The sequence below is a fragment of the Streptosporangium sp. NBC_01469 genome (assembly GCF_036227305.1).
Taxonomy (GTDB): domain Bacteria; phylum Actinomycetota; class Actinomycetes; order Streptosporangiales; family Streptosporangiaceae; genus Streptosporangium.
In genome coordinates this window covers 7,148,030-7,171,566 of record NZ_CP109465.1, presented here as the reverse complement: position 1 = coordinate 7,171,566, position 23,537 = coordinate 7,148,030, and the positions used below count along the sequence as shown (strand labels likewise).

25 protein-coding genes and 1 pseudogene are annotated in these 23,537 nt (G+C 71.3%); 14 read left to right on the top strand and 12 right to left on the bottom strand.

Annotation, left to right across the window (positions count from 1 at the left end; all coding sequences use genetic code 11):
* Positions 1-154: 154 nt before the first annotated feature.
* Positions 155-340, bottom strand: a pseudogene (locus OG587_RS31575) (MerR family DNA-binding transcriptional regulator); the annotation flags it as partial.
* A gap of 74 nt (positions 341-414) precedes the next feature.
* Between OG587_RS31575 and OG587_RS31570 the strand changes: the two are divergent.
* From OG587_RS31570 to OG587_RS31560, 3 genes are all read left to right on the top strand, one after another.
* Positions 415-1,989 (top strand): MFS transporter, encoded by a 1,575-nt coding sequence (locus OG587_RS31570; RefSeq protein WP_329081577.1) that lies wholly within the window; start codon positions 415-417, stop codon positions 1,987-1,989.
* 365 nt (positions 1,990-2,354) lie between these two features.
* Positions 2,355-2,723: a hypothetical protein gene (locus OG587_RS31565; RefSeq protein ID WP_329081576.1), complete on the top strand. Its 369-nt coding sequence runs from the start codon at positions 2,355-2,357 to the stop codon at positions 2,721-2,723.
* Positions 2,724-2,769: 46 nt separating this feature from the next.
* Positions 2,770-2,964, top strand: coding sequence for a helix-turn-helix transcriptional regulator (locus tag OG587_RS31560; RefSeq protein WP_329081574.1), 195 nt, complete (start codon positions 2,770-2,772; stop codon positions 2,962-2,964).
* A 613-nt stretch (positions 2,965-3,577) separates the two neighbouring features.
* Here OG587_RS31560 and OG587_RS31555 read toward each other — a convergent pair.
* Both OG587_RS31555 and OG587_RS31550 read right to left on the bottom strand, forming a co-directional pair.
* Positions 3,578-4,258, bottom strand: coding sequence for a response regulator transcription factor (locus OG587_RS31555; protein WP_329081573.1), 681 nt, complete (start codon positions 4,256-4,258; stop codon positions 3,578-3,580).
* On the bottom strand, positions 4,237-5,457 hold the full coding sequence (locus OG587_RS31550; protein WP_329081571.1) for a sensor histidine kinase: 1,221 nt from the start codon (positions 5,455-5,457) through the stop codon (positions 4,237-4,239). Before OG587_RS31550 ends, OG587_RS31555 begins: the two co-directional genes overlap by 22 nt.
* Positions 5,458-5,700: 243 nt before the next feature.
* Here OG587_RS31550 and OG587_RS31545 point away from each other — a divergent pair, with 243 nt between their 5' ends.
* Together OG587_RS31545 and OG587_RS31540 are read left to right on the top strand one after the other, a co-directional pair.
* Positions 5,701-6,093, top strand: a complete 393-nt coding sequence (locus OG587_RS31545) for a DUF6326 family protein (RefSeq protein WP_329081569.1) — start codon at positions 5,701-5,703, stop codon at positions 6,091-6,093.
* A gap of 163 nt (positions 6,094-6,256) precedes the next feature.
* Complete coding sequence (locus OG587_RS31540; protein WP_329081567.1) at positions 6,257-6,535, top strand: hypothetical protein; 279 nt, start codon at positions 6,257-6,259, stop codon at positions 6,533-6,535.
* On the opposite strand, the gene OG587_RS31535 is transcribed toward OG587_RS31540, so the two are convergent.
* Both OG587_RS31535 and OG587_RS31530 read right to left on the bottom strand, forming a co-directional pair.
* A complete protein-coding gene (locus OG587_RS31535) occupies positions 6,501-6,770 on the bottom strand; it encodes a hypothetical protein (protein WP_329081565.1) in 270 nt (89 codons plus the stop codon). The two genes, OG587_RS31540 and OG587_RS31535, sit on opposite strands and share 35 nt — an antisense overlap.
* Positions 6,771-6,918: 148 nt before the next feature.
* Entirely contained in the window at positions 6,919-7,797 is an 879-nt protein-coding gene (locus OG587_RS31530) for an alpha/beta fold hydrolase (protein ID WP_329094073.1), read from the bottom strand.
* 116 nt (positions 7,798-7,913) lie between these two features.
* Between OG587_RS31530 and OG587_RS31525 the strand changes: the two genes are divergently transcribed.
* Positions 7,914-9,929, top strand: coding sequence for an AfsR/SARP family transcriptional regulator (locus tag OG587_RS31525; protein ID WP_329081563.1), 2,016 nt, complete (start codon positions 7,914-7,916; stop codon positions 9,927-9,929).
* Between the two features lie 196 nt (positions 9,930-10,125).
* On the opposite strand, the gene aspS is transcribed toward OG587_RS31525, so the two are convergent.
* From aspS to OG587_RS31510, 3 genes are all read right to left on the bottom strand, one after another.
* Positions 10,126-11,457, bottom strand: coding sequence for an aspartate--tRNA(Asn) ligase (gene aspS, locus OG587_RS31520; protein ID WP_329081561.1), 1,332 nt, complete (start codon positions 11,455-11,457; stop codon positions 10,126-10,128).
* A gap of 327 nt (positions 11,458-11,784) precedes the next feature.
* Positions 11,785-12,330, bottom strand: coding sequence for a YceI family protein (locus OG587_RS31515; RefSeq protein ID WP_329081559.1), 546 nt, complete (start codon positions 12,328-12,330; stop codon positions 11,785-11,787).
* A 53-nt stretch (positions 12,331-12,383) separates the two neighbouring features.
* Positions 12,384-12,836 carry a nuclear transport factor 2 family protein gene (locus OG587_RS31510; RefSeq protein ID WP_329081558.1) on the bottom strand — a complete coding sequence of 151 codons (453 nt, stop codon included), beginning with the start codon at positions 12,834-12,836 and terminating at the stop codon, positions 12,384-12,386.
* Between the two features lie 534 nt (positions 12,837-13,370).
* On the opposite strand from OG587_RS31510, the gene OG587_RS31505 reads away from it, so the two are divergent.
* From OG587_RS31505 to OG587_RS31485, 5 genes are all read left to right on the top strand, one after another.
* Positions 13,371-13,979: a dihydrofolate reductase family protein gene (locus tag OG587_RS31505; RefSeq protein WP_329081556.1), complete on the top strand. Its 609-nt coding sequence runs from the start codon at positions 13,371-13,373 to the stop codon at positions 13,977-13,979.
* Between the two features lie 238 nt (positions 13,980-14,217).
* Complete coding sequence (locus tag OG587_RS31500; protein WP_329081554.1) at positions 14,218-14,589, top strand: YciI family protein; 372 nt, start codon at positions 14,218-14,220, stop codon at positions 14,587-14,589.
* Positions 14,577-15,833, top strand: a complete 1,257-nt coding sequence (locus OG587_RS31495; protein ID WP_329081553.1) for an RNA polymerase sigma factor — start codon at positions 14,577-14,579, stop codon at positions 15,831-15,833. Before OG587_RS31500 ends, OG587_RS31495 begins: the two co-directional genes overlap by 13 nt.
* A gap of 120 nt (positions 15,834-15,953) precedes the next feature.
* A complete protein-coding gene (locus OG587_RS31490; protein WP_329081551.1) occupies positions 15,954-16,529 on the top strand; it encodes a TetR/AcrR family transcriptional regulator in 576 nt (191 codons plus the stop codon).
* Positions 16,522-17,724: an FAD-dependent oxidoreductase gene (locus tag OG587_RS31485; RefSeq protein WP_329081548.1), complete on the top strand. Its 1,203-nt coding sequence runs from the start codon at positions 16,522-16,524 to the stop codon at positions 17,722-17,724. The genes OG587_RS31490 and OG587_RS31485 overlap by 8 nt, the downstream gene beginning before the upstream one ends.
* Positions 17,725-17,773: 49 nt before the next feature.
* Here OG587_RS31485 and OG587_RS31480 read toward each other — a convergent pair whose 3' ends face one another.
* Positions 17,774-18,610, bottom strand: coding sequence for a class I SAM-dependent methyltransferase (locus OG587_RS31480; RefSeq protein ID WP_329081546.1), 837 nt, complete (start codon positions 18,608-18,610; stop codon positions 17,774-17,776).
* 47 nt (positions 18,611-18,657) lie between these two features.
* Here OG587_RS31480 and OG587_RS31475 point away from each other — a divergent pair, with 47 nt between their 5' ends.
* A complete protein-coding gene (locus OG587_RS31475; protein WP_329081544.1) occupies positions 18,658-19,230 on the top strand; it encodes a helix-turn-helix domain-containing protein in 573 nt (190 codons plus the stop codon).
* A gap of 290 nt (positions 19,231-19,520) precedes the next feature.
* Here OG587_RS31475 and OG587_RS31470 read toward each other — a convergent pair whose 3' ends face one another.
* Positions 19,521-20,282 (bottom strand): SDR family oxidoreductase, encoded by a 762-nt coding sequence (locus OG587_RS31470; RefSeq protein ID WP_329081542.1) that lies wholly within the window; start codon positions 20,280-20,282, stop codon positions 19,521-19,523.
* 105 nt (positions 20,283-20,387) lie between these two features.
* On the opposite strand from OG587_RS31470, the gene OG587_RS31465 reads away from it, so the two are divergent.
* Together OG587_RS31465 and OG587_RS31460 are read left to right on the top strand one after the other, a co-directional pair.
* The gene (locus OG587_RS31465; RefSeq protein ID WP_329081540.1) at positions 20,388-21,272 is read left to right on the top strand and encodes a sigma-70 family RNA polymerase sigma factor; all 885 of its coding nucleotides are present in this window, start codon (positions 20,388-20,390) and stop codon (positions 21,270-21,272) included.
* Positions 21,273-21,507: 235 nt separating this feature from the next.
* Complete coding sequence (locus OG587_RS31460) at positions 21,508-22,245, top strand: class I SAM-dependent methyltransferase (RefSeq protein ID WP_329081538.1); 738 nt, start codon at positions 21,508-21,510, stop codon at positions 22,243-22,245.
* A gap of 204 nt (positions 22,246-22,449) precedes the next feature.
* Here OG587_RS31460 and OG587_RS31455 read toward each other — a convergent pair whose 3' ends face one another.
* Both OG587_RS31455 and OG587_RS31450 read right to left on the bottom strand, forming a co-directional pair.
* Positions 22,450-23,169: a cation transporter gene (locus tag OG587_RS31455; protein WP_329081536.1), complete on the bottom strand. Its 720-nt coding sequence runs from the start codon at positions 23,167-23,169 to the stop codon at positions 22,450-22,452.
* Positions 23,166-23,510: an ArsR/SmtB family transcription factor gene (locus OG587_RS31450; RefSeq protein ID WP_329081534.1), complete on the bottom strand. Its 345-nt coding sequence runs from the start codon at positions 23,508-23,510 to the stop codon at positions 23,166-23,168. The genes OG587_RS31455 and OG587_RS31450 overlap by 4 nt, the downstream gene beginning before the upstream one ends.
* Positions 23,511-23,537 lie beyond the last annotated feature (27 nt).

Genomic DNA, 23,537 nt, shown 5'->3' with positions numbered 1-23,537 from the left:
CGATCACCTCGTCCAGGACGTCCCGGGAGCGGATCACGTCGGCGATCATCCGATTGACACGATCTCGTTCCGCGGTCAGCTCGGTGACCAGCCGCGGGGTGGCGATCTCGGACGGGCCGCCGTCGGCGTCCCGCATGCAGGGAAGCAGCTGCGCGATCTTCGCGCTGTGCAGTCCCGCGGCGAAGAGCTCCTGGATGCGGATGACCCGGTCGACCGAGCCGCCCGGATAGTCGCGATGGCCGCCGGGGGTGCGCTCGGCCGCCAGCAGCCCCTGCTCCTCGTAGTAGCGCAGCGACCGCTCGCTCACGCCGGTGCGCCGGGCCAGCTCGCCGATCCGCATTTCCCACCTCACCCGCCGCACTCGCCGATCCGGGACTTGAACCTGACACTGATGGCACCTTTTACCGTACCGGCATGACGGACACCTCCACGAGCGCGTCTCGACGGCCTCGCCGCGCGGGACCGACCCTGGCCCTGCTGGCATTCGCCCAGTTCATCATCGCCGCCGACTACAACATCGTCTACGTCGCGCTGCCCGAGATCGGGCGGGAACTGGACTTCTCCGGCCAGACCCTGCAGTGGGTGGTCAGCGCGTACGCGGTCGCGTTCGGCGGCTTCATGCTGCTGGGCGGGCGCGCCGCGGACCTGCTCGGGCGGCGCCGCGTGTTCGTCCTGGCCCTCGTCCTGTACGCCGTCTCGTCGCTGGCGGGCGGGCTCGCCGAGAGCCCGGGACCGCTGATCGGGGTGCGCGCCGCACAGGGGCTGGGCGCGGCACTGCTGTTTCCCGCCACCCTGTCCCTGATCGGCACCACCTTCGCCGAGGGGCCCGAGCGCAACCGCGCGCTCGCCGTGTGGGCCGCCATGGGAGGCGGCGGTCTGGCCGGAGGCGCGCTGCTCGGCGGGGTGCTGACCGACCTCTTCGGGTGGGAGTCGGTGTTCCACGTCTTCGTGCTGCTGGCCGGCGCGGCCCTGCTGGCGGCGTTTCCCCTGCTGCCCGCCGACCGCCCCTCCGGCGCGGGCCCAGACGCCGCCGCGCGGGAACGCCGCTTCGACCTACCCGGAGCGCTGACCGCGACCGCCGGGATCACGCTGCTGGTCCTCGTCCTGGCGCAGGGCCCCGAGTGGGGCTGGACCTCCTCGCCGGTCCTCGCCGCCCTCGGTCTCGGCCTCGCGCTGCTCGTGGTGTTCGCCGTGATCGAATCGCGCAGCCGTGACCCGCTGATGCCCCCGCGCATGTTCGCCAACCCCAGCCTGGTCGCGGCCATGGCGATCACGGCGGTGTTCGGGGCGGGCCTTGGCGCCCAGTACTACCTGCTCACCGTCTACCTCCAGGACGTCCTTGGCTACGACCCCCTGCGGACGGGGCTGGCGTACCTGCCGCTGACGCTGCTCAACATCGTCGGCACCAAGGTCGCCGAACGCCTGATCACCCGTGCGGGCATGCGCGCCGCCCTGTCCACCGGCTTGGTGACCGGTACGGCCGGCATGGTCCTGCTGGCCCTGACCCTCTCCCCGCACGCCCCGTTCGCCGCCGTGCTGCCCGGCGTCATGGTGACCGGTTTCGGGATGGGCGTCGTCTGGACCTCGATGTGGATCGCCGCAGGCAACGGCGTCGCGGCGGGCGAGCAGGGCGTCGCGTCCGGGATGGCGTCCGTGACCCACCAGAGCGGGCTGGCGGCCGGCACCGCCCTCATGGTGTTCGTCGCCAACGCCGGAACCGGCGGCCTGGACGGCGACGCGTTGCGCCGGGAACTCACCCGGGGCCTGAGCGCGTCCTACTACCTGGCCGCCGGTGTGACCGTTCTCGGCGTCCTGGTCACCGGCGCCGCCCTCGGCCGGCGCCACTCGCCCCGAACGCTCCTCGGGGGGCGCGGCGAGCAGACCCCGCGTCAGTGCCCCCTGCGCCGCGGCCACCACCGTGAACAGGTACGCGCAACCGGCCAGCCCGACCAGCACCACGACGACGGCCAGCGACACCACCAGCGGTGAGCCGCCAGACGGGAGAGCCGAGGCGTAGGAAAAGACGGTCAACGCCGCCAAAGAGATGACGAGGCCGTTGACCGCAGGCGGGATCGTCGCCCACAGCAGCGCGTAGCCGATCTCGCGCCAGGCGGTCGGGTTCGCGAAGGAGATCGGCATCCCAGGCGACCGCGGAGCGCCATGGCTTCGCATCCTGATCAAGGGTCTGTCGGGAGGGCTTTGACCTGGCCTTTCTCGCTAATTTGCAGCCGGTGACGCCGACCCGAGTGGAGGACCTGTTAGGCGGAACTGACGGCAGTCCCATGCCGCTCGGACCGGGGTCGGCTCGGCCATTGTCAAGTGTACTTGACTTCTCGCCGAAGGAAGGGCAACTCGTGCAAGCACACAACGCGACCGGGGCCTATCGGGACTCGATCAAGACAACCGTTCGACTTGTACTCTGGACACTCGCCTGGCTGGCGACCCTTGCCTTGGCCAGGTTCGCTCCCGGACTCTTGTGGGATTCGCAGCAACCGGTGGCGAGCTGGACCGCAGTTGCCGCCAATCTTGTCGTCGGCATCGGATGGATCGTCGCCTTCGCGCGCTTTCTCCGGGGACAAGATGAGTTGCAGCGGAAGATCGTGCAGGATGCGCTGGCGGTCACCCTCGGAATGGGGTGGGTCAGCGGATTCGCCTACGTCGTCGCGGACGCCGCCGACCTCGTCGTCTACGACGTCGATATCGCAGTCCTCCCACGTTCCTAGGAGTCGTCTACTCGATCGCCATCATCGTCGGCAAGATCAGATACCGATGAAGAACCGCATCAAGGACCTTCGCGCCGAAAGCGCCTGGACGCAGGCTGACCTGGCTCAGCGTGTCGGCGTGTCAAGGCAGACGATCAACGCAATCGAAACAGGGAAGTTCGACCCGAGCCTTCCAGTTGCCTTCCGTCTCGCCAAGCTGTTCAACCTGAAGATCGAAGAGCTCTTTCTCGACGATCAATGAAGCGCCTGGGGTGTAGCTCGCGGACGTACGTTCCTCGGCTTGGTGCGCTTCCAGGAACGATCGGCGGTTGATTGCGCCGCAGTGCCCTGGCAGAAGTGTCAGGATTGGAAGGTCTCCCGACACCCCCGCCCAACCGGTTTCCAGTGGCCCGGAAAACCAGACGCCGGGTGATGAAGCATCGCTCCAGGCGGCCGATTCCGGGCTCGGATCGACGACAGGATTTCCCGACAGGTAGAAGAGGGTTCCGTCTTCTCCTCGAGGAGCTCCCGGTGCGGATCGTCTACTCGCGCTCGTCGACCGCGACGCAGTCGCTGCTGCATCTGCAGCTGCAGCAGCGGTACATTCTCACCGAGGCTGGCCTCCTTCATCCGGACCGAGGGCGTCCCCGAGGGGTGCTGCTGTTCGAGGACCCGGCGGCCACCTCGAAGATCCCCGTCCTGGAGAGCCCCGCGTTCGCCGAGGTTGCCGCGGCCGCGCACCCGGCAGTGAAGCGGGGACCCGCTCACGGCAACGTCAAGGCGGAACCGGCCGTAGGGGTTCACCTGAGCCCAGAACGCGCCCGGGAGGCGAGACGGCGGGCATCCGGGTCAGGTGGGTGCCGCCGGGGTGAGGTTCAGCCGGTCAGGCCGGCGTCGTGGGCGAGCAGGGCGATCTGGGTGCGGTTGTTGAGGTCGAGCTTGTCGAGAATGCGCGAGATGTGGGCTTTCACGGTCGCGATGCTCATGAACAACTCGCCGCTGATCTCGGCGTTGGACCTGCCCCGGCCCACGGCGACGGCCACCTCCCGTTCCCGTTCGCTGAGCAGGCTCAGCACGCGTACGGCGTGCTGCCGCCGGGCGGCGGCGCCGGTGTCGGCGACGTGGGCGATCAACTGGCGGGTCACCGTCGGCGACAAGATGGGCTCCCCGGCCGACACCCGTACGATCGCGCGCAGGATCTCGGCGGGCGGCGTGTGCTTGAGCAGGAAGCCGCTGGCCCCGGCGCGCAGGGCGCGCAGCACGTACTCGTCGGCGTCGAAGGTCGTCAGCACGACGACCTCGGGCGGGTCGGGCCGGGCACGCAGCAGCTCGGTGGCGGCCAGGCCGTCCAGCACGGGCATGCGGATGTCCATCAGCACCACGTCCGGGGCGCAGGCCTCCACCGCGGCGGGCACCTCGGCTCCGCAGGCCGCCTCGCCCACCACGCTCAGCTCGGGCGAACCGCCGATGATCATCGCCAGGCCGGCCCGTACCAGCGGGTCGTCATCCACGATGAGAACCCGGATCGCGGCGTTCACCTCGGCCACGGCAGCCATGCCCACAGCCGGAACTCACCCGCGGCGGTCGGGCCGTACTCCAGCCGTCCACCGGCCAGGCCGGCCCGCTCGGCCAGGCCGATCAGGCCACTGCCGCCGCCCGGGATCCCGGCGACGGCGGTGGCGCCGGCCGGGTTGCGCACCTCGACCGTCAGCCCCTCCCCCGCCGCCCCGCCGACGGCCACCGACACCTGGCCGTCGCGGCCGTGCTTGCGGGCATTGGTCAGCCCTTCCTGCACGATCCGGTACGCGCCGCGCCCGATCGCCGCAGGCGCGGCCGCCGGTTCCCCCACCCGGCAGTCGAGCAGCACCCGCATGCCCGCGCGCCGTGACTGATCGACCAGGTCGGGAAGATCGGCCAGGGTGGGCTGGGGCCGCTCCGGCCCCTCCTCGGACCGGTCGAGGCCGGCGCGGAGCATGCCGATGACCTCGCGCAGATCCTCCAGCGCCCGGTGCGCGCTGTCGCGGATCACCCCGGCGGCCCGGGCGACCTCCTCGGACGCGGCGTCGGGACGAAGCTCCAGCGCCCCGGCGTGCAGGCTGAGCAGGGACAGGCGGTGGGCGAGCACATCGTGCATCTCCCGGGCGATCCGGTCGCGTTCGGACTGGCGGACCTGGGCGAGGCGCAGTTCCCGCTCGGATTCGACCCGCCGGGCCCGTTCGCGCAGGGACTGCCGCCGGGCTCGTACGAACATCCCCCAGGCGAGCACCGCGGCGATGCAGGCGAAGCCCAGCAGGACCTGCCACCAGGGCGGCACCGGGACGTCCGGCCGGACCAGCGGCGTCAGGAACGGCACCAGCACGCACCCGGCCACGATCGGGCCGGCCACCGCCACGCGCCGGTGCTCCGCGACGGTGAACAGCGCGATCAGCGCCACCCCTGCGGCCGACATCGAATAGACGCTGAACGCCACCGTGACCACCGCGAAGCCGACCGGCCGGCGCCGGCGCAGCCACACCCCCAGGCAGCTCAGCCCGCCGAGGGCGGCGTCCACCGCGAACGGCACCGGTGCGGGATGCTGGCCGAGGCCTTCCACCACGCTGAGCGCCGTGAGGCCGATGGCCAGCAGGAACAACGCCACATCGGCCGCCCAGTCGCGCCTGGTGCGTCCGGCCGGGCGCGCCGGGGCGGGCTCGGGGCCGCTGAGCGCGCTGGAGGGGAGCAGGATCCGATGGTCCAGGCCTGCCGGGGTCGTCACGATCAAAGGGTACGACCGCCCCCGGTCCAGCGGAATCCGACCAAAGTAGATCCCGTACCGCCAACCTTCGGCCATCCGGGCGCCGACCTGCGGCCGTAGCGATGCGCCCGCCCGTCGCGCCAGCCTGTCCCCATGACCGGTACGGGCAGCTTCCGTCATCGCCGGCAGCCGCGCGGAACCGGCCGGGAATCCCCGGACCCCCGTCCAACGACCCAGAAAGGCGCCGAGGCCGAAATGAGTGACGTGCGAGCAAGACTCTCCACCCTGTGGATCGTCGTCATGTTCACCATGCTCTACGCGGATGTCCTCAGTTTCCTGAACGCCGGATTTCTGCGGGGGCTCATGGCGGGGCATGCCGAGGGCGTTCCCGTCACCCCGCTGCTCCTGGTGGGATCCGCGGTCATGGTCGAGATCCCGATCGTGATGGTGGTGTTGTCGCGTGTGTTGAAACCGGCGGTGACCCGGCGGGTCACCTTGGTGGCGGTCCCGCTGACCGCGGCGTTCATCATCGGCGGCGGATCGGCGAAACCCCACTACCTGGTCCTGGCCGCCGTGGAAGTGGTGTGCCTGGCCGTCATCCTGCGGCAGGCCTGGCGCATGGACACCTCACCCGCCGTGAGCCGTCCTGCGGGATGAGGCTTCGCCAATGCCGGGCCCGGCGGGCCTCAAGGCCGCCTCCGTCAGATGCGCGTGCCAGTCCACGCATGCCTGGGCGCGCAGGCGGGCGAAGGCGCGATCGAGGAGGGCGTGGACCGGCCTCGCGGAAGCGCCGGACGGCTGTGACATGAGAATGAGCATCATGACGACCCTCCCCGGCCCGCGCTCGTCGGCCGAGATCCGCGCCTACCTCAAGACCCGGCTCAACCAGGCGCTTCGCCGGCCCGGCATGTTCGGTGGTGAGATGGCGACCGAACCGATCATCTTCTTGCATTTCTGGAACAGGCCCTCCGGGGCAACCGAACCGACCTGGTCCTCCCTCTACGACGAGCCCGTCCTCTGGGCCGTCCGCTTGGGAAGGGAAGCATTCCAGGACGCCTTCACCTTCACGCCGGAAGGAAGCAGACTCCGCCCGGCCTGATCTCTGGTGGCCGGCAGAACGGGCCGCGTTCGATGAGGGGATCGATGCGGGATGTAAAGAACACATGCAGCACCCGTGCCGATGCCAGCCGCTTGAACTGCGGATAGGCGGTCCGCTCGATCCACGTCATCCCGGGCCGTCCCTCGCCTCGATCCAGACGTCCAGACGTCCAGACGTCCAGACGTCCAGACGTCCAGACGTCGAGACGTCGAACCGTAGCGACGATCACCTCCACCAGACACCTTGTTCACCAAACCGCAACCAAACCCACGCGGAGGGTCACATCATCCGACGCACATGCCTTCTGGCCTGCGGCTTAGCGCCCCACTGCCCCTTTCTCTCGTACTTGGTCCGGCCCTCTTCAGCGCGAGAGGCCCGGTCGTTCAGCGCGAGAGCAGGTCCCGAAGGGCCTTGGCGACGTCGGCGGGGGCCTCCTCGGCCATGAAGTGGCCGAAGGTGACGGGGATGTGCCGCAGGTCGGGCGCCCAGGCGCTCCACAGCGCCACCGCGTCGAAGCCGAGGGCTGCGCCCCAGTCCTGCTGGAGCACGGTGACCGGCATCCGCAGCCGGTTGCCGGCGTCCCGGTCGGCCCGGTCGTGGGCGACGTCGATACCGGCGGAGGCGCGGTAGTCGGCCACGATCGAGGTGACGGCCGCGCGGGAGGCGTCCAGGTAGGCGGCGCGGACATCGGCGGGGATCGCCCGCGGATCGTTGGTCCAGATGTCCAGGAAGTGCCCGAAGAAGGCGTCGGAACTGGCGGCGATCATCTTCTCGGGCAGGCCGGGAGGCTGGGCCATCAGGTAGAGGTGGAAGCCGACGGCGGCGCTGACACCGTGCATCACCTCCCACATGTCCAGCGTGGGCAGCACGTCCAGGCTGGCCAGGTGGGTGATCGTCTCGGGGTGGTCCAGGCCGGCGCGGATGGCGACCAGGGCACCGCGGTCGTGCCCGGCCAGCGCGAAGCGCTCATGCCCCAGCGCGCGGGCCAGGGCGACGATGTCGGCGGCCATGGTGCGCTTGGCGTAGGTGGCGTCGTCGGTCTCGGCCGGTTTGTCACTGGCGCCGTAGCCGCGCAGGTCAGGGCAGATCACGGTGTGGTCGGCCGCCAGGTCGGCGGCGACGTGCCGCCACATCAGGTGGGTCTGGGGGAAGCCGTGCAGCAGCACGATCGGACTGCCCGTCCCCGCGACGGCCACGTTCAGGGACACGCCGTCGGCGACGGGGACGCGCCGGTAGTCGAATCCGGCGATGACAGGCGCCATGGTCACGCTCTTTTCCGTAGGTGGTTGGATGCCTCCAGCCTGCCGGGCCTGAATGAGCATCCGGTCAGCGCGTTACCGTGGCCAGGGGCGATGTCCCGGGAAAGGACGGTCACGGGGTGCGGGTCGTGTTCGGGGTGCTGGGGCCGGTGACGGCCTGGGACGCTGCCGGGGGCGCGATCGCCCTCAAGGGGCCGCGGCACCGCGAGGTGCTGGCCCGGCTGATCGTCGCCCGCCGCCGCGTCGTCCCGATCACCGGCCTGGTCGAGGACCTGTGGGACGATCCGCCCCCCGGCGCGGTGGGCGCGGTGCGCACCTTCGTGGCCGCGTTGCGCCGCGCGCTGGAACCCGAGCGCCCTCCCCGGACCCCGCCCCGGCTGCTGGTCACCGAGGGGCCGGGGTACGCGCTGCGCGCGGAGCCGGGCGCGGTGGACGCCTGGCGCTTCGAACGGGTGGTCTCGGCCGCCGCGACGCTGCCTCCCCAGGACGGGCTCGCCCAGCTGGCCGAGGCACTGGGGTGGTGGCGCGGGCCCGCCTACGCCGAGTTCGCCGGCCAGGCCTGGGCCGGTACGGAGCGCGCCCGCCTGGCCGAGATCCGGTTGCACGCCGTCGAGCGCCAGGCCGAGATCCGGCTCGCCCTCGGCCTGGCCGCCGAGGCGATACCGGGACTGGACGCGCACGTGGCCGAGCACCCCTGGCGCGAGGACGCCTGGCGGCTGCTGGCACTCGCGCTGTATCGCACCGGCCGCCAGGGCGACGCGCTCGCCGTCCTGCGCCGGGCACGAACGACGCTGGTTCAGCAGCTGGGGGTGGATCCGGGCCCGCCCCTTCGCCGCCTGGAGACCGACATCCTCCACCACGCCGGTCACCTCGACCTCGCATCCGGCCCCGGCGGGGCGGCGGCCCGGGTATGGGCGCAGACGGCCGCCGTCTACGACCGCACGGTGACCTCCGGTGCCCGGGCCCGGTTGGAGTCGACGGTGGGTCTGCTGCGCAGCCTCGCGGTGACCGGCGGCAGCGGCCTGGAGGCCGCCCGCCGGCACCGCCCGGCGGCCATCGCCGCCGCCGAGGAACTGGGTGACGCGGAACTGACCGCCCGGGTGATCGGCGCCTACGACGTACCGGCGATCTGGACCCGCTCCGACGACCCTTCGCAGGCGGCGCGCGTCGTGGCGGCGGCCGAACGCACCCTGGCCGCCATTTCGCCCGGCGCGCACGAGGCGGCGCGGGCCGGCCTGCTGGCCACGATCGCCCTGGAGTCGCGCGGCACCCGCTCGGCGCGCGGCCCGCAGGCCGCCCGCCAGGCCGAGGAGATCGCCCGCCGCCTGGACGATCCCGCACTGCTGGCGTTCGCCCTCAACGGCGTGTTCATGCAGACCTTCCACCGCGCCGGCCTGGCCCCGCGCCGGGACGAGATCGGCGCCGAGCTGGTCGCCCTGTCCACCCGGCACGACCTGGTGACCTTCCAGATACTCGGGCACCTCATCCGCGTCCAGGCCCGCGCCGCGCTCGCCGACTTCCCCGCGGCCGACCGGCACGCGGCCGCCGCGGACCGGCTGGCCGAACGCCACGAGCGGCCGCTGGTGGGTGTGTTCACCCGGTGGTACCGGGCACTGCGGCTCACCGAGGCCGGGCGGGCACCCCTGGCCGAGGCCGAGGCGGCCTACCGCGACGCCGCCGCGCGGCTGGACGGCGCCGGCATGCCCGGCCTGGAACACGGCCTGTTGCCGCTCGCGTTGCTGTGCCTGCGCCTGCGGCACGCGCTGCCCGCCCCCGCCGGCGAGCACATCGACGAGCACACCGACTGGGGCCCCTACGAGCCATGGGCCCGTCCCCTGGTGCTGCTGGCCCGAGATCGCCGTGCCGAGGCCGCCGAGGCGCTGCGCGAGGTCCCCGACCCGCCCCGCGACCTGCTGTTCGAGGCCCTGTGGTGCCTGGCCGCGCGGGCCGCGATCGCCGTCGGCGACCGGCGGACGATGGAACGCGCGCACGGCGAGCTCGCTCCCGCGGCGGCCGAGCTGGCCGGGGCGGGCAGCGGCCTGCTCACCCTGGGGCCGGTCTCCCGACACCTCGGCGACCTCGCCGACGCCCTCGCACACCACGACACCGCGGCCCGCCCCCGCCGGTCGCGGTGACCCGGCCCGGCCCCGGCGCCGGGAGACACCACGCCGCGGGATGCCGTCGGCGACCGGCACATGCCGCGCCTCGCCCGCCCCGTCGAGCGCCACGCCGCCGTGTACGTCCTCGACGCGAGCGGCATGCCGTCGTGACGCTCCCGCGCGCCGAGCGGGTGCGGCCCGTTCCGGCCGGAACGGGCCGCACCCGCGGGCGTCACGGGGTCAGGCGGTGCAGGTCACGGGGGAACAGGGTGGCGCGGCGGATGTTGTCGGCCCCGGTCAGCCGGGTGGTCCACCGTTCCAGGCCGAGGGCGAAGCCGCCGTGCGGGGGCATCCCGTGCCGGAAGGCGGCGAGATAACCGGCGTACGGCTCGGGTGATTCGCCGCGGGCCGCCAGGGCCGCGAGGTAGTCCTCGTGGCGATGCAGGCGCTGGCCGCCGGTGACGAGCTCCAGGCCGCGAAAGAGCAGGTCGAAGCTGTTGGAGTACTGCGGCCTGCCGGGCTCGGGGTGGGTGTAGAAGGGGCGTTTGGCCATCGGGTAGCCGGTGACGAACAGGAACTCGCTGCCGTGCTCGCGCAGCGCCCATCGCGACAGCCAGCGTTCGTGGGCCGGTGCGAGGTCCGGCTCACCCCGGGGGTCCTCGCCGGTGTGGGCGGCCAGGAGCTCCTGGGCCTGGGCGAAGTGGATCTCCGGGATCCGTTCCGGGACGTCGGGCAGTTCGACCTCCAGCAGCGCGCACGCCTCGCCGGCGTGCCGTTCGACGGCGGCCGTCATGCCCGCGAGAACCTCGCGCAGCACGGCCATCACCTCCCGGTGGTCGGTGACGAAACCGAGCTCGGCGTCCAGCGAGGTGTACTGGGCCAGGTGCCGCGCGGTGTCGTGGGGCTCGGCGCGGAAGACCGGGCCGGTCTCGTAGACGCGCTCGAAGACGCCGACCATGGCCTGCTTGAAGAACTGCGGCGACTGGGCCAGGTAGGCGCGGGTGCCGAACCAGTCGATCCCGAAGACGTTGGCGCCGGACTCGGTGGCCGAGGCCACCACCTTGGGCGTGTGGATCTCGGTGAAGCCAAGCGCGTCCAGCGTCGTACGGAAACCCGCCACCGAGACCGCGGAGATGGCGTGGGGTGCCCGCAGCAGCGGGTGGCGCAGGGCGACCGGGGCGTGGTCGAGGATGGTCGGCAGGGTGGCCGCCACCGAGGGACGGTAGAGGTCGAACGGCGGGGCCGCGGCCGGCCCCGACAGGGCGGTCACCACCGGGGAGGTCACCTCGGCTCCGCCGGGGGCCTGGGGGTTGGCGGTCACGGTCCCGGTGATCTGCAGGACGGTCTCTTCGGGATGGCCGCCGGCCTCGGCCATGGCCTCGGGGTCGGTGACCACGGCCTGGATGAGGCCGGAGCGGTCCCGCAGGACGAGGAAGACCACGGATTTCAGGGTCCGCCTGCGGTGCAGCCAGCCCTGGACGGTCACCTGCCGGCCTGTTCGCCGCGGAAGCTCCGCGGCCAGGACCCGGCAGACGGGTGGAACGATTGCGGATGAGGAGATCATCACAAACCTCTGGTCAGTGAGTGGTGATCCCTTGGGAGTGCGGGCGAGAAGGGAACTCGCGGTGCCACCGCACTTTCACCGCCGTGACGACGGCGGCCTCGATGGGCCCGGTGACGGGGGCCGGCCGGCGGGGCATTGGGCGCGGACGCCTTTTCTCCCCGCACTCGGGAGGGTCTTCGTCACCGGGGACAGGTCCGCCTTCGCAGCTGCCGACGGCTCTCTCCTGCCTGCCCTGATCCCGTGACTACTCGTCTCCGTCAATGCGTTGCCGAAAGGATACGCGTGCACCGCCGCGTATCGCAATGATCGACGCCACCGGGCCGCCGGTCAGGACCGCCGGATCGCGGCGACGTCGAACTCCAGCACCACCCTCTCGCCGACCAGGAACGCGGTCGCGGCGTTCCAGTTCACCCCCCAGTCCCCGCGGTTGACCGTGACGCCGCCCTCGAAGGCGACCCGGAAGTCGCCCGACGGATCGTTCCCGGCGCCGGTCAGCTCGAAGTCCACGGTGACCGGCCTGGTCACGCCGCGGATGGTCAGGTCACCGGTGACCTTGAAGGTGGTCTCGCCGACCGGCTCCACCCCGATGGAGGTGAAGACGATGGACGGGTGGTCATCCATGGCCAGGAACCTGTCGCGCAGCTGCTCGTCGCGCCGCTGGTTGCGGGTCTGGATGCTCCTCGCCTGGATCGTGAGCTCGGCGCTGGACCTCGACGGGTCGTCGCCGTCCAGGTGCGCACTGCCCTCGAACTCGTCGAACCGCCCGCGCACCCTGCCGGCCATCGTGTGCCGGGCGACGAAGCCGATCCGCGTGCGGGCGGTGTCGAGGACGTAGTCGCCGGTCAGCTCATCGGGCTTGGTGGTGGCCGTCATGCCTGGTCGCTCCTGGAAGGGAAGAGGTGGTTGGTCGTCCGGTTCCGGGCCGGTCATGATTCGCGTGAGGGGCCGGGCGCCGAGCCCGTCAGCGGAGTGGTGTCGCTGTATCTGACCTCGTAGACGCGTTCTGTGAACCTCCAGCCATCCGGGGTGCGCCGGTAGCGGTCGTGGTACACGGAGTAATTCAGGTGCGAGCGGCCGTCGCGCAGGCGCCCGAACTCCGAGACGTACGCGCGGCCGGTCGCGGTGTCACCCTCGAGCTGGATCGTGCCCGGGTGCACGTTCTGCAGGAAGTAGTCCCAGAGGCCCTGCAGCCGCTCGATCCCGGCGCGGATCTCCTCCCGGCTGACGAACGCGACGCCGATGTGCGGCATCCGCCACGCGCCGTCCCGGGTGAACAGTGCCGCGAAGCGGTCGTAGTCGCGCATCATTCCCGCATCGGTGAACTCGCCGCGCAGCGCCTCGATCTCGAAGCGGTCGGAGATGGTCTGAAAGTCGCTCATCGGTGCCTTCCCTGCGTCGATGGAGAGGGGCGCGTCGCGCCAGGCCGTGACGGCCCGGATCCGCTCGTCGCTCCGGCCTGCCTTCTTGGGGTCGCGCGTGCGGGCGGAAGGGGCGTCCCAACCTCGAGGTCGGTGTTCGCGAGATGGTTTTCGTCTCGGTGGTACGACGACACAACCCCGCCGAATGTGAGGCGACGCGCCAACCTCACATTCCGAGGGGCGCAGGAGCAACGGCGAGCCCGGCCTGGTGGCTCAGCAGGACGGCGTCACCGTGGTGGTGATGGCGTTCGACGTCGCGGGCGACCGGATCAAGCGCCTCTGGGCGGTACGCGACCCCGAGAAGCCCCGGCCCTGGACGACGGGCTGACGGCGACCGCCCGGTAGGCCTGAGCGACCCGCACGGAGCCGGGCCGGTCTCCCCCGCCAGCACCGGTGTCGTTATGGCCGCCCCTGATTCGTCATCGTCCTGGAGGGCGCAGGCCGGTACGGCGTCCTCGTACCAGCGTGGTACGAATTCACGGAGAAGTGAGCGTTATGAGAATAGTTGTCATCAACCACGTCACCATGGACGGCGTCATGCAGGGACCCGGGCGGCCCGACGAGGACACCCGTGACGGCTTCACCCACGGTGGCTGGGCAGAGCCCAACGGCGACGACGTCATGGGCAGAGCGTGGGGCGCGCGCATGGGCGCCGGCGGCGGGCTTCTACTGGGCCGTCGCACCTACCAGGACGTTCTCGCCCACTGGAACACCCAGGACAGCCCGTACCGCGATGCCCTGAACAACACCCCCAAGTACGTCGTCTCCAACACGCTGACCGAACCGCTGTCATGGCCCAACTCCACGCTGCTCGGCGGCGACATCATCGAAGCGGTCACCGAGCTCAAGCAGGCCCCGGGCAAGGACCTCCACATCATGGGCAGTGGCGCGCTGATCCGGTCCCTCGGCCGGTTCGACCTCATCGCCGAGTACATGCTCTCGATCCACCCGATCGTCCTCGGCACCGGACACCGGCTGTTCGCCGACGGTTTCGCCCCGGCCACGTGCCAGCTCGTCGACACGACGCCGACGACCACCGGCGTCATCATCGCCACCTATCGGCCCCGTCCCCCGGCCCCGGCGCATGAAGCCGCCGCCGGATAGCGCATGGGGCGGTCATCCACACGACACGGCCCTGTCAGCCGCCTGTCAGCCACCTGCCAGGCCCCGCCCGCCGGTGCTCACGGCCTCCGCGGATGCCCGGTCCGTGGCGGGGGCCGCAGGAGACCGGGCGCGACGCCGGAACCGGCACGATATGGCGACGGTGTCGTTCGGGCCGATTCCCGGTCGTCATCATCGTGGAGCCGCTCTCGCGGCATCGTCAACGAGGAGAAGGATCACAGTGCGTTACTCTCTGCTGCTGCACAACCCGGAGCCCGCCGCCGGCGAGATATCCGAGGAGAGCATGTCAGCCTTCAAACAGGCCTACCAGGCGTACACCTCATCGTTGGCGGCGGCCGGAGTGCTGCGCTCGGCTGACGTGCTGCAGCCCACGACGGCGGCGACCACCGTCACGGTGCGCAACGGAACCCTTGAGGTGCAGGACGGGCCGTTCGCCGATACCAAGGAAGCCCTGGCCGGGATGTTCATCATCGAAGTGGACAACCTCGACGCCGCGCTGGCCTGGGCCGAACAGTGCCCCGGCGCGCAGTACGGTGTGATCGAGATCCGCCCGACCGCGACCGCGTTCCTGGACGGTCAGTGGTCGAGCTAACCGACGTGCGGGTGCGGGCGGAGACCATCGCCCGCACCGGCTACGGCCGCCTGCTCGCCCTGCTCGCCGTGCGCACCGGGGACATCGGCGCCGCCGAGGACGCCCTGGCGGACGCGTTCGAGCAGGCACTGACCCGCTGGCCCAAGGCGGGCGTACCGGACAACCCCGAGGCATGGCTGCTGACCGTGGCCCGCAACCGCCAACGCGACCGCCACCGCTCCGCGGCCTACCGGACCGGCGTCGCACTCGACCACGCCCTGCACCTGCACACCGCGGACCACGCCGATCCCGGCGCGATACCCGACCAGCGCCTGGCACTGATGTTCGTGTGCGCGCACCCGGCGATCGAGGCGACCATCCGCACCCCGCTGATGCTTCAGACCGTCCTGGGCGTGCCTTCGCAGGACATCGCCCGGGCATTCGCCGTGCCCGCGCCGACCATGCTGCAACGACTCGTACGCGCCAAACGCCGCATCCGCGATGCCGGCATCTCCTTCGCGATCCCCGACCAATCGGCCATGCCCACCCGGCTGGCCGCCGTGCTGGAAGCCGTCTACGGCGCCTACGCCATCGACTGGCGCGGCGTCGCCGCGCCGGTCGAGCGCGACCACCTGGCCGCCGAGGCGCTCCACCTCGCCGAAACGCTCGCGCAGTTGCTGCCCCGCGAACCTGAAGTCCTCGGCCTCGCCGCGCTGATCTGTCTGTCAGCGGCGCGCAGATCGGCCAGGACCGGGCCCGACGGCGCGTTCGTCCCGCTCTCCGAGCAGGACACCACCGGCTGGGACAGCGGTTTGATCGCACGGGGGGAACGCCGCCTGCGCGACGCCCACCGGCTTGATCGCATCGGCCGCTTCCAGCTCGAGGCCGCCATCCAGTCGGTGCACTGCGCTCGACGTGTCACCGGACGCACCGACTGGGCCGCGCTTCGTACCCTGCACGAAGCGCTCCTGGAGACCACGCCCACCCTCGGCGCCACCGTCTCGCTCGCCGCCGTCCTCGCCCACACCGACGGCCCGGAGAAAGGGCTCGCCCTCCTCGACACCCTCTCCGGCCCGGCCGCACGGCGTTTCCAGCCGGCCTGGGCCACCCGCGCGCACCTGCTCGCCCGAACGCGAGACGTCGACGCCGCACGGACGGCGTTCACGACCGCCATCGGCCTGACCACCGACCCGGCCGTCCGGCGGCACCTCATCACCGCGCGAGACCGGCTCGGGAACACCCGCGCACCAGAACCCACGACATAGCAGGCACGCATCCGTTGGCCGCGGCGAACACCACGGCGCCCCCCAAAGGCTGGATCTTGCCGCTCCCGGCGCCGTCGTGCTATAAATTCGTTGAATAAACGTTTAGTCAATGGAGGGCGCGTGGCACGGACACGGCGTGAGCAGGCGGAGTGGCGGCGCGAGCGGCTGCTGGACGCGGCGCTGGACGTCTTCGCGGAAAAAGGGGTCGACGGCGCCTCGGTCAAGGAGGTCGCGCAGGCCGCGCAGGCGACCCCCGGCCTGCTCTATCACTACTTCGACAGCAAGGAAGCCCTGGTCGCCGCCCTGCTGCGCGAGCGCGGCTTCATCTCGCAACTGCGTGAGTCGCTGGCGCGAGACAGCGACGACCGGCCCGCGCTCGAAGTACTGACCGAGCTGATGAGCGAGTTCGACCGGCTGCTGGCAGGCAACGCCAAGCTCGTCGCGCTGTTCTTCGGCACCGCCCACGCCGGGGCCGAACTACGCGAACTCGTCGCCGAGGGGCAGCGGCAGATCGGCGGCTTCCTCGCGGCGCGGGTCGCGGCGGGCGAGCTGCGCCCCCACGACACCCGGACCGCGGCCAGCATGCTGCTGGCAACGGTGGCGATCGGCCGCAGAACTCAGGCCCCCGTCGACGTGACCGCGCTGGTCCAGATCCTGTTCACCGGCCTGACCTTAGGGGAACAAAATCGTGCGTAATGAGTCAACCCAGTGTTGCGTGGTCGGCGGCGGCCCCGCCGGCATGATGCTCGGCCTGCTGCTGGCCCGCCAGGGCATCGAGGTGACCGTGCTGGAAAAGCACACCGACTTCCTTCGCGATTTCCGCGGCGACACCGTCCACCCGTCGACACTCGAACTCATCGCCGAGCTCGGCTGGATCGAGGAGTTCCTGACCCTGCCGCACGCCGAGATGCACGAGGTCACCGTCAGCATCGGCGGCAAGGCGGTCACCTTCGCCGACTTCAGCAGGCTGAAGGTGCGCTGCCCCTACATCGCGTTCATGCCGCAGTGGGACGTGCTCGACTTCCTCGCCCGCAAGGCCGCCGCCTATCCGGGCTTCCGGCTGCTGCGCGACACCGAGATGACCGACCTGCTCCTCGAGGACGGCCGGGTGGCCGGCGTGCAGGCCCGCACCCCCGACGGTCCGCTGGAGGTGCGGGCCGACCTCGTCGTCGCGGCCGACGGCCGCCACTCGACCGCCCGCGCGGCGGCGGGGCTGGAGCCGGCCGCCGGCTCCCCGCCCATGGACGTGCTGTGGTTTCGCCTTCCCCGCCACCAGGGCGACGAAGTGCCGTTCTTCCAGGGTGGCCACGGCGCGCTCATCTCGATCGACCGCGGCGACTACTGGCAGCTCGCCTACGCCATCCCCACCTCCGCCTACCCCGAACTGCGCCAGGCGGGCCTGCCCGCCTTCCACGACAGGATCGCCAGGCTCGCGCCCGGCCTGTCGGATCGCGTCGCCCTGATCGACGACTGGCGGCACCTGCACCAGCTCACCGTCAGGGTCGACCGTCTCAAGACATGGCACCGGCCGGGGCTGCTCTTCATCGGCGACGCGGCGCACGCCATGTCACCGGCCGGCGGCGTCGGCATCAACCTCGCCGTGCAGGACGCGGTCGCCACCGCCAACCTCCTGGGACCCGTGCTCGGCGAACGACGGCCGGACGAGCGCGACCTGGCACGGGTACAGGCCAGACGCGAACGACCGACCAGGATCACCCAGGCCTTTCAGCTCGGCATCCTGCGCGACCTCTATCCCAAGGACCTGGCCGACGACACCGCCGAGCACGTGCCGCCCATCTTCACCGCCTTCAAAGCGCTACCCCCGCTGCGCCACGTGATGGGCCGCTTCATCGGGCTGGGTGTACGCCAGGAGCACATCACCCGAAGCTGAATCCCCGGACCGGAGTCGCCGTGGTGCCCGCGGGCGGTTGCCGGGGCGTCTACGGCCGCCTGGCCACCCATACGGTCCGGGTGCTGCGGACGGCGAGGTCGTCGCGCCGCAAAACGCCGTCGGGCCCGTCGCCGTCGATGAGGGTGTCGAGCGTGGCCAGGTCGCCGGCGTCCAGCAGGCCGTCGAGGTGGGCGCGCACACGCCGCAGGGACACCTGGGCGTAGCGGCGGGCGGCGGCCGGGAGGGGGTCTCGCAGGTCGATGACGAAGGACCGCTTCGCCTCGAGGGTGAAGCCGGCCGGGGACAGGTGCGCGCTCGCGGCGTCGGCCGGTCCCCCGTCACGGGCGGCATGGACGCGGGCTTCGAGTCCGGGGCGGCCGAGGCCGAGGTCGTCGGGCAGGAAGCGCGGGAAGGAGTCCATCTCGCTGACGACCAGGAGCCCGCCGGGACGCAGCGCCTTGAAGACCTCGGCCAGGACGTGAGGGGGGTCCGCCATGTGGTGCATGGACGAGGCTGCCCACACCAGGTCGACGGGGCCGAGGGACGGCCACGCCACGCCCAGGTCCGCCTGGACGGCGCGGACCCGGCCGGCCACACCGAGATCGCGGGCTTTGTGCCCGAGGTGGCGCAGCATGTGAGGGGAGATGTCCAGGGCGGTCGCGTCGGCTCGCTCGAAGCGCTTGAGCAGGGCGAAGGTACCGGTACCGGTACCGCTGCCCAGGTCGAGGATCCGGCGCGGGGGCCGATCGCCGGTCATCTCCTTGAGCCAGGCGGTCACGTCGGACAGGTAGGCGTGCAGTACCTCGGCGTCGAGGTCCAGGAGTTCGGCCATGGCGGCCTCGTCTGCGGCGTTCGCTGAATGGTGATGTTCGTGCTGGTGCTTCATGTTTCGACGGTAACGCCGCTTTGCGCCGAGGACATACACTCTTGCGTATGAAGCAAGAAGGTGATGTGGACGGCATCGTTCGCCTGCGCCTCAGGGGGCTGCGCCTGGCCCGGGGCTGGTCGCTCGACGACCTGGCCGAACGCTGTTACATGAGCCCCTCCACCCTGAGCCGTATCGAGACGGGCCACCGGCGGATCAGCCTCGACCAGCTGATCTCGCTCGCCCGGACCCTGGGGACCTCGCTCGACCAGCTGGTGGAGTCCGCCGACGACGAGGACGTGGTCATCAGGCCGCGGCGTGACGAGGTGCGGGGGGTGATTACCTGGCTGCTGAGCCGGGGGTCCGGGCCGCACGGCGTGACCGTGGCCAAGATGCGCATCACCGAGCCGGTCCGCGGGAACGGCGCCGACGAGCTGGGGGTTCATCCCGGCAAGGACTGGTTCACGGTCCTGTCGGGAACCGTGGTGCTGCTGCTGGGAGAACGGACCGTCCTGGTCGAGACGGGCCAGGCGGCGGAGTTCTCCACCATGACCCCCCACGCCCTGAGGGCCCACGACGGGCCGGCGGAGATCCTGTGCATCCTCGACCACGACGGGCAGCGTATCCACCTCCACCCCTGAGGAGGCGTCGCGCACCTCTCCTTCGGGGCGATGACCGCCCGGAACACCTCCCGGTCCGGAACGCGGTGGGATCGGCCGACGGCTCCCGCCCGGTGAAGCCCACCTCGCTCAAGGGGGCCCGCGCCCTCGTGAGGTGGCGCGGGCTTCGCGCCCCCGGTCGGTGGGCGTGGCGCTCTCAGCCGAGATCGGCCGGGGCGATCGCCACCGCTTCGCCGGACCGCCTCCGACCACCGGCCGCCTCCCGTGGCGCGCCACCGACGGCGGATGGGCCCCTGACGTAGCGGGGCCGGCTAGCCCACCCGCTCCGTCAGGAACTCCTCCCAGGTCCGCCTGCCCGCGTCGGCCCCCTCGAGCGACAGGTTCGCGCCGGCCCGGTACGCCCGGCCGGCCTTTCCCGGCATCCGCATCGGCATCATCATCCGGCGCTTGCCGCGTGCCCGCAGGTATCCGCCGACCAGATCCCTCATCCCGTACACCGCCGGTCCGGCGAGGTCGGGCACCAGGCCGGCCGGCCGCCCCGATGTCAGCGCCACCAGCCGGGCCGCCACCTCACGCGAGTCGACCGGCTGGAAGCGCAGGCCACCCGGGACCGGGATCACCGGCATTTTGCCCATCTTCTCCGCTATTTTCAGGACAAGGTCGTGGAACTGGGCCGCGCGCAGCATCGTCCACGGAATACCGGAGTCCGTCACGGCCCGCTCCGCGGCCAACTGGGTCCTGAACCAGCCCAGTGGCATCGTGTTCGCCCCGATGACCGAGATGTACACGATGTGCTTCACGCCGGCCTTCGATGCGGCCCTCACCAGGTTCCGCGTCGCCCTGTCATCACCCCTGGTGCCGCCCGCGAGGTGCAGGACCGTCTCGACCCCCTCCAGCGCGGGCTCGATCCCCTCACCCTTGAGCAGGTCGGCGGCGAAGTACACGACGCCCTTTTCGGGCTCGCGGACACGCCGGCTCAGGATCCGTACGTCGCGGCCGGCCTCCCGCAGCAGGGGGACGACGTGCCCGCCCAGCGTGCCCGTGCCGCCGGTGACCAGGATGGGTACCGTCATGGCTCCTCCAGTATTCTTTCTGCCGGGAGTCGGCCTCCCGGTACCTTCGGCTCGTGTTTCGCGGATCTGCCGCTATGACCCCCGGAGGCGAAGGAATGTGACACGGTGAACGAACCCGAATGGCTGGCGGAGCGCTTCGAGGAGCATCGGCCCCATCTGCGGGCGGTGGGCTACCGGATGCTCGGCTCGCTCAGCGAGGCCGATGACGCCGTGCAGGACGCCTGGCTGCGTGTCAGCCGCGCCGGCACCGGCGGGGTGGAAAACCTCGGTGGGTGGCTGACCACGGTGGTGGCGCGGGTGTGCCTGAACATGCTGCGCTCGCGCGAGCATCGACGCGAGGAACCCATCGACGTCCAGATGCCCGGCACGGTCATCGGCCGGGAGTTCGGGGGCGACCCCGAGCAGGAGGCGTTGACGGCCGACTCGGTCGGGGTGGCGCTGCTGGTGGTGCTCGACACGCTGACGCCGGCCGAGCGCCTCGCCTTCGTGCTGCACGACATGTTCGCCGTGCCGTTCGAGGAGATCGCCCCGATGATCGAGCGGTCACCGGCCGCGACCAGACAGCTCGCGAGCCGCGCCCGCCGCCGGGTCAAAGGGGTCGCCCCGGCTCCCGACGCCGACCTGAGCCGACGCCGCCGAGTCGTCGACGCCTTCCTGGCCGCCACGCGCGGCGGGGACCTCGAGGCGCTGGTCGCCCTGCTCCATCCCGACGTGGTGCTGCGGGCCGACAGGGCGGTCGTCCCCACCCCCGAACCCATCGTGGTCCGCGGCGCCCACTCCGTGGGCAAGGGCGCGATGGCCGCGATGGAACGGGCCTGGTCCACCGGAACCGCGCTGGTCGACGGGGCGGTCGGGCTCGTGATGGCCCCGCGCGGCAGGCTGCGCCTGGTGCTCAGCTTCACGATCACCGAGGACGGGATCACCGAGATCGACGTGATCGCGGAGCCGGATCGCCTCGGCCGGATCGACCTCGCCGTACTCGACGTCTGACCCATGCGCCGGATCCGGGGACGGCGTCTGACGAGTTCGGCGATCCGCAGGCCGGAGTGGAACAGCGGCCGGCCGATGGCGCGGCCAGGGGCGGCGGGTGTCGCGGTCCAGGGGTGCCCGTTTCGGCGTCGCGGCGTAGGCGGCGTGGACTGCGACGAACGCTCCGGGTACCGCCTGGTGTGTCAGGATGCTTGGCATGCCTGGCATGTCTGGTCGCGCGTTGAGCTTCGGAGCGATGGCCGAAGCGTACGAACGGTTTCGGCCGGGGTATCCCGTGCAGCTTTTCGACATGGTGATGGAGTACGCGGCACAGCCGGTTCGGACCGCCCTCGAAATCGGCGCTGGGACAGGCAAGGCAACCCGCCTGTTCGCTCGACAAGGGGTCACGGTCACCGCGACCGAGCCCAGTGGGGCCATGCTCGCCGAGCTGCGCAAGCATGTGCCGGCAAACGTCAGGACCATGCAAGCCGCGTTCGAGGACTTGCAGCCGGGCGAGAGGTACGGGCTGGTTTATGCGGCGGCAGCGTTGCATTGGACCAACCCGCAGAATCGGTGGTCACGCATGGCCGCGCTGCTGGAGCCGGGGGGCGTGTTCGCCTCGTTCGGCGGGCCGATCCAGCTGGCCGACCCGGCTGTAAAGGAAGCTGTTCGCGTGGCACGGTCGCAGTTCTTGGCGAGCGACGAGGTTCCGTCTCCCGATGGGACGCCTCCGGAGAACGACATGCAGTGGCCGGGTACGGAACTCCAGCGGTCGCGGTGGTTCACCGATATCCAGCAGTCCGTGATCGAGCGGCGCTTGATCCTGAGTGCCCGCGACTACATTGGCCATCTCTCGACCATCTCGGCCTATCTCGTACTGCCGGCCTTGGAGCGAGAGCACGTATTCAGCCGGATCATGCAGGTTCTGCCTGAGACGGTTGAGCTTGCCGCCGACATCACCGTCCATATCGCACGTCGGCACTACGAGCGGTAGTGGCTCGATGACCAGATGTCCGCCGACCCCGGCAGCGCCAGGGTGTCCTGGATCATCGGAGTGTTGATCAGGCCGAGGCGGCACTGGAGCGATGTGCGCCCGTTCCAGGTGACGCCACCGCGCCTCTGCCTCGGTGGTGGTGCGGGCGGCGCGCATCTCGGCGCGGTAGGCGGCCCGCCCGCGCGGGCATCGGACGGCCGGTCATCACTTGTCTTGCGGCGTGTCCTGGACGGGTGAGCAGCAGCCATTCGCGCAGCCCTCGGCCGCGGACACCGTGCTGGCGGACAGGGCGGCGGCAGGGGCGGCGCAGCAGGCGTCCCCGCGCCAGGCCTCACGGCCTTCCTTGACCGCTACGGCGGCGATGACCAAGGCGGCGATCGGGTCGGCCCAGGACCAGCCGAACAGGCTGTTGAGCGCCAGCCCCACCAGCAGCACGCCGGACAGGTAGGTGCACAGCAGGGTTTGCTTGGAGTCGGCGACCGCGGAGGCGGAGCCGAGCTCGCGGCCGGCGCGGCGCTGGGCGGCCGACAGGAACGGCATGATGACCAGGCTCAGGGCGGCCAGGATCAAACCGGGGGTGGAGTGCCCGGCCTCGCCGGTGCCGAGCAGCGCGCGGACGGCGTCGAAGGTGACGTAGGCGGCCAGCGCGAAGAACGACAGCGCGATGACCCGCAGCGCGGCCCGTTCCCGGCGTTCGTGGTCGGTGGCGGAGAACTGCCAGGCGACCGCGGCGGCGGAGGCGACCTCGACGATGGAGTCCAGGCCGAAGCCGATCAGGGCGGACGAAGAGGCGATGGTGCCGGCGGTGATGGCCACGGCGGCTTCGATGACGTTGTAGGTGATGGTCGCGGCCACCAGCAGCCGGATGCGGCGTGCCAGCGCGGCGCGCCGGGCCGGGGTGGGGCCGAGCGTGATGACGGTCATCGGCAGCAGCCCTTCTCGTCAGCGTCGGCGCAGGTGCGCTCGGCATCGGCCGCGACCGCGATGACGGCGCTGCTCAGGTCGGTCAGGGCGTGGCCGAGCCGGGGGTCGGCCAGCTCGTAGCGGGTGCGGCGGCCGACCGGGACGGTGACGACCAGGCCGCAGTCACGCAGGCAGGCCAGGTGGTTGCTCAGCCGGGTGCGGGAGATGCCCAGGAGGTCGGCCAGGTCGGCCGGGTGGGCGGGAGCCTCGCGCAGCGCGAGCAGGATCCGGCAGCGGATCGGATCGGCCAGCGCGCGGCCAAAGCGCGCCAGAACCTCGATCTCGGAGGCGATCGTCAACATATCCCCAAAGTACAGGATTCCCTGAAT

Coding starts and splice junctions, on each gene's coding strand:
- OG587_RS31570 (WP_329081577.1), top strand. CDS start 415: ATGACGGACACCTCCACGAGCGCGTCTCGACGGCCTCGCCGCGCGGGA.
- OG587_RS31560 (WP_329081574.1), top strand. CDS start 2,770: ATGAAGAACCGCATCAAGGACCTTCGCGCCGAAAGCGCCTGGACGCAG.
- OG587_RS31555 (WP_329081573.1), bottom strand. CDS start 4,258: ATGGCTGCCGTGGCCGAGGTGAACGCCGCGATCCGGGTTCTCATCGTG.
- OG587_RS31540 (WP_329081567.1), top strand. CDS start 6,257: ATGACGACCCTCCCCGGCCCGCGCTCGTCGGCCGAGATCCGCGCCTAC.
- OG587_RS31530 (WP_329094073.1), bottom strand. CDS start 7,797: ATGGCGCCTGTCATCGCCGGATTCGACTACCGGCGCGTCCCCGTCGCC.
- aspS (WP_329081561.1), bottom strand. CDS start 11,457: ATGATCTCCTCATCCGCAATCGTTCCACCCGTCTGCCGGGTCCTGGCC.
- OG587_RS31515 (WP_329081559.1), bottom strand. CDS start 12,330: ATGACGGCCACCACCAAGCCCGATGAGCTGACCGGCGACTACGTCCTC.
- OG587_RS31510 (WP_329081558.1), bottom strand. CDS start 12,836: ATGAGCGACTTTCAGACCATCTCCGACCGCTTCGAGATCGAGGCGCTG.
- OG587_RS31505 (WP_329081556.1), top strand. CDS start 13,371: ATGAGAATAGTTGTCATCAACCACGTCACCATGGACGGCGTCATGCAG.
- OG587_RS31480 (WP_329081546.1), bottom strand. CDS start 18,610: ATGAAGCACCAGCACGAACATCACCATTCAGCGAACGCCGCAGACGAG.
- OG587_RS31475 (WP_329081544.1), top strand. CDS start 18,658: ATGAAGCAAGAAGGTGATGTGGACGGCATCGTTCGCCTGCGCCTCAGG.
- OG587_RS31470 (WP_329081542.1), bottom strand. CDS start 20,282: ATGACGGTACCCATCCTGGTCACCGGCGGCACGGGCACGCTGGGCGGG.
- OG587_RS31460 (WP_329081538.1), top strand. CDS start 21,508: ATGGCCGAAGCGTACGAACGGTTTCGGCCGGGGTATCCCGTGCAGCTT.
- OG587_RS31455 (WP_329081536.1), bottom strand. CDS start 23,169: ATGACCGTCATCACGCTCGGCCCCACCCCGGCCCGGCGCGCCGCGCTG.
- OG587_RS31450 (WP_329081534.1), bottom strand. CDS start 23,510: ATGTTGACGATCGCCTCCGAGATCGAGGTTCTGGCGCGCTTTGGCCGC.